Annotated in this window: 5 protein-coding genes; 4 read left to right on the plus strand and 1 reads right to left on the minus strand. The window is 69.9% G+C overall.

Going from position 1 to position 6020, the window contains the following annotated elements:
- The 4 genes from E1294_RS50550 to E1294_RS50565 all read left to right on the plus strand — a co-directional run.
- Positions 1–1462: GMC family oxidoreductase (locus tag E1294_RS50550; protein WP_132520059.1), on the plus strand; the 1462-nt coding region annotated here is incomplete at its 5' end.
- A 44-nt stretch (positions 1463–1506) separates the two neighbouring features.
- Positions 1507–2760: a cytochrome P450 gene (locus tag E1294_RS50555; RefSeq protein ID WP_132520062.1), complete on the plus strand. Its 1254-nt coding sequence runs from the start codon at positions 1507–1509 to the stop codon at positions 2758–2760.
- A gap of 61 nt (positions 2761–2821) precedes the next feature.
- On the plus strand, positions 2822–3718 hold the full coding sequence (locus E1294_RS50560; RefSeq protein ID WP_132520065.1) for an alpha/beta fold hydrolase: 897 nt from the start codon (positions 2822–2824) through the stop codon (positions 3716–3718).
- A gap of 112 nt (positions 3719–3830) precedes the next feature.
- Positions 3831–5072: a cytochrome P450 gene (locus E1294_RS50565; RefSeq protein ID WP_132520068.1), complete on the plus strand. Its 1242-nt coding sequence runs from the start codon at positions 3831–3833 to the stop codon at positions 5070–5072.
- 15 nt (positions 5073–5087) lie between these two features.
- Here E1294_RS50565 and E1294_RS53895 read toward each other — a convergent pair.
- Positions 5088–6020 (minus strand): hypothetical protein (locus E1294_RS53895; RefSeq protein ID WP_165977948.1); only part of this gene is annotated, 933 nt, incomplete at its 5' end.

A 6020-nucleotide genomic window follows, 5' to 3' on the forward strand; every position in this document is an offset into this window, starting at 1 on the left:
GGGCTTCTCCAAGCTGTTCAAGACCGGCGACGACTGGAACTTCTCCACCGCCAAGCAGAGCGAGCTGTCCGGCCGGGAGCTCTACTGGCCCAGGGGCCGAGTGATCGGCGGCTCGTCCTCCATGAACGCCCAGATGTGGGTGCGCGGTTGCCAGCGCGACTACGACCAGTGGGGTGTGCCCGGCTGGACCTACGACGACGTGCTGCCGTACTTCACCAGGGCCGAGCGCCGCGTCGGCAGCAACGAGGGCGGCGTCTACGGCACCTCCGGCCCCCTGTACGTCTCCGAGCTGCGCAGCCCCAACGTCACCACCGCCGCGTTCCTCCAGGCCTGCGACGAGCTGGGACTGTCCCGGCTCAGCGAGCTGAACGGGCGCTCCAACGAGGGCTACAGCCCCACACCCGTCACCCAGCGCCGCGGCCGCAGATGGAGCGCGGCCGACGCCTACCTGCACCCGGCCATGAAGCGGCCCAACCTCCACGTGATCAACGGGGCGTCCGCCGGCCGGGTGTTGTTCGACGGCCGCAGGGCCGTCGGCGTCGAGTACGGCGTCGAAAATAGCGTCGAAAATAGCGTCGAACACGGCGGCGAACACGGCGGCGAACACGGCGGCGCCCGGATCGGGGCCAGGCGCGAGGTCATCCTGTCCGCCGGCACGATCGGCTCACCCCACCTGCTCATGCGCTCCGGCGTGGGCGCGCCGGACGAGCTCCGCGACGCCGGAGTGCCCGTCGTGCGCGAGCTGCCCGAGGTCGGCAAGAACCTGCAGGACCACCTCTCGTCCGGCGTGTTCGTCGAGTGCCGGCAGCCGGTGACGCTGACCAAGGCCGAGTCGGTCGGCAACCTGCTGCGCTACATCGTCCTGCGCTCCGGCATGCTCACCACGAACGTCGGCGAGGCCGTGGCGTTCATCAGGACCTCGGACGAGGAGCCCGCGCCCGACATCGAGCTGATCTACGCGCCCGTGCCGTTCGTCGACCACGGCCTCGCCAAACCGGCCGGCCACGGGCTCACTGTCGGGGTCGTGCTGCTGCAGCCGGAAAGCCGGGGCCGGGTCGGGCTGAGCGGAGGGGACGTGGTGATCGACCCCGCCTACCTGACCGCGGAGACCGACGTCGAACGCCTGGTGGCGGGGCTGAAGACGGCCAAGCAGGTGTTCACCACCGCCGCGATGAGGCCGTACGCGGGTGGGCCGATGGCGCCGTACTGGGGGCCGGAGAGCGACGAGGAGCTCGCGCAGTGGGTGCGCGAGCGCGCCGAGACCCTCTACCACCCCGTCGGAACCTGCCGCATGGGGGTGGACGACGCCTCCGTCGTGGACCCCGAGCTGCGGGTACGCGGCGTCGAAGGGCTCAGGGTCGTGGACGCGTCGATCATGCCGACGCTGAACCGCGGCCACACCCACGCGCCCGCCGTCATGATCGGCGAGAAGGGCGCCGACCTGATCAAGGGTGCGGGGTGAAGCACCCTTGACGTAAGTGGTCACTTGCAGAAGGCTTGGAAGGTATGACGCTCTCCGCCGGTCTCGACCTCTCGCAGATCCCGTTCTGGGCCCTGCCGCAGGCCGAGCGCATGGAGGCCTTCAGGAAGCTGCGGGCGCTGGAGCGGCCGGTGTTCGTCCGGGAGCAGGCGGTGCCGTTCATCGGCGGCGGCCCCGGCTACTACGCGCTCGTCCGCCACACCGACGTGGTCGAGGCGAGCAGGAACGCCGCGGTGTTCAGCAGCGAGCCGTGCTCCAACAGCGTTCCCGACATGCCGCGCTGGCTGAGCGTCTACTTCGGCTCCATGATCAACATGGACGACCCGAGGCACGCGCGGTTGCGCCGGATCGTCTCTCGGGCGTTCACGCCGCGCATCCTGTCGAAGATGGAGGACGACCTCGCCCGGGCGGCCGCGGAGATCGTCGACCGGGCGATGGAGGAGGGGCCGGGCGACTTCGTCGCCCAGGTGGCCGCCAAGCTCCCCGTACGCGTCATCTGCGACATGATGGGCATCCCCGCGAAATTTCATGGCATGGTGCTGCGGCGGACCAACGTCATCCTGGGCAACGCCGACCCCGAATACACCGGCATCGCCCCCGAGCTCAGCCGCGTCAACGTCGCCCGAGGCCTGGCCAAGCTGCTGCACGCCGGCTTCTCGCTCAACCGGCTGGCCGCCCGGCTGGGTGACGAGCGGCGCCGGCGGCCGACGGGCGACCTGGTGAGCCTGCTGGTCAACGGTGACGAGCGCCTCACGTCGCAGGAGCTGGGCTCGTTCTTCATCCTGCTCGTGGTGGCGGGCAGCGAGACCACCCGCAACGCGATCGCGCACGGGCTCAAGCTCTTCACCGACCACCCCGCCCAGCGGGAGTTGCTGCTCGCCGACTTCGACCGCTGCATCGTCGGGGCCTGTGACGAGATCGTCCGCCACGCCACGCCGGTGATCCAGTTCCGCCGCACGCTCACGCGGGACCACGAGATGAACGGCACCGCGTACGCGAAGGGCGACAAGGTGCTGCTCTTCTACAACTCCGCCAACCGGGACGAGGCCGTCTTCGCCGACCCCGACACGTTCGACATCACCCGCGACCCCAACCCGCACGTCGGCTTCGGCGGCCCCGGCCCGCACCACTGCCTGGGCGCCCACCTGGCGCGCAGGGAGATGACGGTGATGTTCCGCGAGCTGTTCACCCGCCTGCCCCGCGTCAGGGCGGTGGGCGAGCCGGACCACCTGCTGTCCAATTTCATCAACGGCATCAAGCACCTGCGCTACACCTGGTGAGAGCGTCGCCGGGGCGGGAGCGGATGCTCCAGCGGCGGGCCGAATGCTAGGTTTCGCAGTCATGGAGATCAGGACTGTCCACGCCAATGGGGTGGAGTTCGCGTATCTGACAATGGGGGAGGGGCCGCTGGCGCTGTGCCTGCACGGCTTCCCCGACACCGCCCACACCTGGCGTCACCTGATGCCTGCGCTGGCCGAGCGAGGCTACCGCGCGGTCGCGCCGTTCATGCGCGGCTACGCGCCCACCGAGGTCCCCGCCGACGGGGCGTACGAGGAGGCCGCGCTGGTCGCCGACGTCCGTGCGCTGCACGAGGAGCTCGGCGGCGACGCGGACGCGGTCGTCATCGGCCACGACTGGGGCGCCTTCCCCGTCTACCGCACCGCCGGCCGCTTCCGCAGGGCCGTGGCCCTCGCCGTGCCGCCGCCCGGCGCCCTCGGCGCCCGCTTCCTCGACTACGACCAGCTCAAGCGCTCCTTCTACATCTTCCTGTTCCAGACGGGCGTGGCCGAGGCCGCCGCGGCCCGGCCCGGCTTCATCGGCAACCTCTGGCGCGACTGGTCGCCGGGATACGACGCGCGCGAGGACCTCGAGTTCGTCCGGCGCAGCATCGGCGAGCCCGCCAACCTGAGGGCGGCCATCGGCTACTACCGGTCCATGCTCGGCACCACGCCGCCCTCCGGCCGCTATCCGGAGGTCGAGTCCAAGGTGAGCGGGCCGGTCCTCTACCTGCACGGCGCCCAGGACGGTTGCCTGAGCGCCGAGCTGACGCAGGACGCGCCCGGCCTCCTGCCGCAGGGCTCGCGGGTGCACCAGGTGGCGGGGGCCGGGCACTTTCTTCATCTCGAACGGCCCGCCGAGGTCAACCGGCACATCCTCGACTGGCTCGGCCCGGCGTCCTCGGCCGAGCTGACCCAGATCCGCCCGATGGGCTTCACCCCCGGCTCCGGGCCTTTCTGAGCACTGTGACGGTTGCTGCCCCGGGCAGGCACGCCGCTCGGATGTCCAGCGGATACGTACGGTGTACGTCCGGACCATTGACGTAAGTGGCCGCTTTCCCAATGATGGCCACATGAGCGTCCTCGACTTCGATCTGTCGGACCCCGAGTTCTGGGCCAGACCCATGGACGAACGAGAGAGGGCGTTCGAGCGGCTGCGCTCGCGCGAGACGCCCGCCTTCTTCGAGGAGATGGAGATCTCCTTCGCGCCCAAGGGGCCCGGCTATCATGCGCTGGTCAAGTACGCCGACATCCTCGAGGCCAGCCGTCATCCAGAGGTCTTCAGCTCCGGCCAGGGCGGCGCGACGAACATCCCCGACATGCCCGCCGAGTTCACCGAGTATTTCGGCTCGATGATCAACATGGACGACCCCCGGCACGCGAGGCTCCGCAGAATCGTCTCGCGCGCGTTCACACCCAAGATGATCAAGCAGTTCGAGGCGGACGTCGAGGCGGCGGCGGGCACCATCGTCGGCGACCTCCTCGCCAAGGGGCCCGGCTGCGACTTCGTCACCGAGGTCGCCGCGCGCCTGCCCCTGAAGATCATCTGCGACATGATGGGCATTCCCGAGCGCGACTACCGGTTCGTCTTCGACCGCTCCAACATCATCCTCGGCGGCTTCGACCCCGAGTACACCGGCGGCGACCTCACCCAGATCGCCGACCGCCTGCTCACCGCCGGCATGGAGCTGCAGCAGCTGGTGCAGGACCTGGCCGCCCACCGCGCCGACCACCCCACCAACGACCTGACGTCATCCCTGGTCAACGCGAACATCGACGGCGAGCGGCTGACGATGCAGGAGCTGGGCTCGTTCTTCATCCTGCTGGTCGTGGCCGGCAACGAGACCACCAGGAACGCCATCTCGTACGGCCTGCGCCTGCTCACCAGGAACCCCGGCCAGCGCGCGCTCTGGCTGGACGACATCGACGGGCGCGCGCCAGGAGCCGTGGAGGAGATCGTCCGCCTGGCCTCCCCGGTGAACTTCATGCGCCGCAAGGTCACCCGCGACCACGAGATGAACGGCAACCTCTACCGCAAGGGCGAGAAGGCGGTCCTCTACTACTGGGCGGCCAACCGGGACGAGGACGTGTTCGCCGACCCGCTGCGCTTCGACATCACCCGCGACCCCAACCCGCACGTCGGCTTCGGCGGCCCCGGCCCGCACTTCTGCCTCGGCGCCCACCTGGCGCGCAGGGAGATCACGGTGATGTTCCGCGAGCTGCTGCGCCGTGTCCCGCAGATCGAGGGCGGCAAGCCGGACCGCCTGCACTCCAGCTTCATCAACGGCATCAAGCACATGGAGTGCGTGTTCTAGCCGTCGCGGCCGAGGTCAGGAGGCCAGCCTGATCTGGTTCATCACCGTGCGGACGTCGGGCAGGAGCTGCTTGCTCTCGGCCGGGATCGACATGTAGACGATGGCCGGGACGTTGGCGCCGGTGTTGACGGCCATCGTCACGATGGTGGCCTTCTCGGTCTGCGACGTCAGCGAGTACGCGATCAGCCGTCCCGTGGAGTCGCCCACCTTGATCGCCTGCTGGGCGACCTTGCGGACCTTGTTGTCCTTGGGGAAGAAGCTCCTGCGGGCGGAGAGCACGACCTGCTTGATGACCGGCTCCAGGTCGTCCTGCTCGTAGTATGACGCCAGCCGCTGCGACAGCGGGCCCGTCATCAGCTGCGCGTACCGCTCGGGCGCGACCTGGACGTACTGGCGGGTGTCGAAGCCGTACGTGGCCTTGACCGTGGCGCGCTGGTCCAGCCGCCAGGTGCCGCCGAGACGCGGGACCGTGATGCGGGCCGGCGCGTCCGGGATCCTGCCGATGACGGGGGAGGGCTTGCCGGAGTATTTCGGCAGCGGGCCGATCGAGGACGAGGTCTTGGTGGCGCGTGGCTTCTGCGAGGCGGAGGGCTGCGCCGCGACGTTGGGGCTCGCCGGGTCCTCGCTCGCGAGCGGTCCCGCGAGGAACGCCCAGATCAGCGCGATCACCAGGGCGACCGCCACCGAGCTGCCGAGGGCGTACATCCAGACGGGTTTGCCCGGCTCTTCCTCCAGGGCGTCCTGCTCGCCCATGGCCTGGTAGTTGTCGCCGAAGACGGTGTTCCAGAGCTCCTGCTGGCGCTCGGGCGGCGGGGTGCGTGACCCGCTGATCTGGCCCGCCGTCACGAAGCGGCGGTCGGGGTCGGACGGGTCGCGGTTGAGGTTCGACCCGGGGCGGGAGGCCTGGTCCTCGCCGGGGGGTGTGTCAGTGTGGGGGGAGTCCATGGG

This window comes from Nonomuraea diastatica (genome assembly GCF_004349015.1).
Lineage (GTDB): Bacteria > Actinomycetota > Actinomycetes > Streptosporangiales > Streptosporangiaceae > Nonomuraea > Nonomuraea diastatica.

What these genes read in the sequence shown, in the direction of transcription:
- E1294_RS50555 (WP_132520062.1), top strand. Translation starts at nt 1,507, where the DNA reads ATGACGCTCTCCGCCGGTCTCGACCTCTCGCAGATCCCGTTCTGGGCC.
- E1294_RS50560 (WP_132520065.1), top strand. Translation starts at nt 2,822, where the DNA reads ATGGAGATCAGGACTGTCCACGCCAATGGGGTGGAGTTCGCGTATCTG.
- E1294_RS50565 (WP_132520068.1), top strand. Translation starts at nt 3,831, where the DNA reads ATGAGCGTCCTCGACTTCGATCTGTCGGACCCCGAGTTCTGGGCCAGA.